Consider the following 944-nt stretch of genomic DNA (forward strand, 5'->3'; position numbering starts at 1 on the left):
TAACCTTCGGGAATCTTCGAACCTTCAGGGTCAGAACCTGTGGGATCCTCACGAATTTATCACCAATAACCTTCGGGGTCAGATACCGAACCAACAAGCCAGCCTCGTGCGGGTTTGATTTTTCTGGCGCGTGGCATAGTCTAATGCTATTCGTTAATGACTATGACTATCAGGCATGTAAAAAGCAAACGCAGCACGTGGGTCGTAATACCGCTGCTGCATATAGATTAGTACAGTGTACGATCCTTCAGCATTTGGTTTTGATCTTTCGCATTTAAATCACTGGCTTTGCCAACAATGCAGTCACTGATTGATCAAACCTTCGGGGTCAGATACCAAACCAACAAGCCCGCCTCGTGCGGGTTTGTTTTTGAACCTTCGGAGTCAAGGAACCTTCGGGGTCAAACCTTCGGGGTCAGATACCGAACAACAAGCCCGCCTCGCGCGAACCTTCGGGGTCAGATACCGAACCACTGATATTCATGCGCTGGCCTGCCTAATCGCATTTTGTCTTGGAACTTTGAACCTTCGGGGTCAGATACCTAAGCAAAAGTGGTACAATTTTTCTAAAGCGAAAACTTGCAAAAACTAAACCTTCGGGGTCAGATACCGAACAACAAGCCCGCCTTAAACCTTCGGGGTCAGATACCGAACAACAAGCCCGCCTCGTGCGGGTTTGTTTTTTTAAGTAAGTAAACCGTTAAACCGGATTAGCGCCCCAAGTACCAGCTAGCTATACTGCCAAGCGAAACCTTCGGGGTCATGTTGTTCGGTATCTGACCCCGAATAAAGAGCAAAACAATAAGGATACTTAAACCAAAACTTGAAAAATTATATTATTTAAATAATATTTAACATTATTTAACCAACTATCATCCTTATGCCGCGACAACCTCGTTTTAGCTTACCTGGATATGCGCAACATATTATTCAGCGGGGCAACA

The organism is Alishewanella longhuensis (assembly GCF_014653435.1).
GTDB classification, from domain to species: domain Bacteria; phylum Pseudomonadota; class Gammaproteobacteria; order Enterobacterales; family Alteromonadaceae; genus Alishewanella; species Alishewanella longhuensis.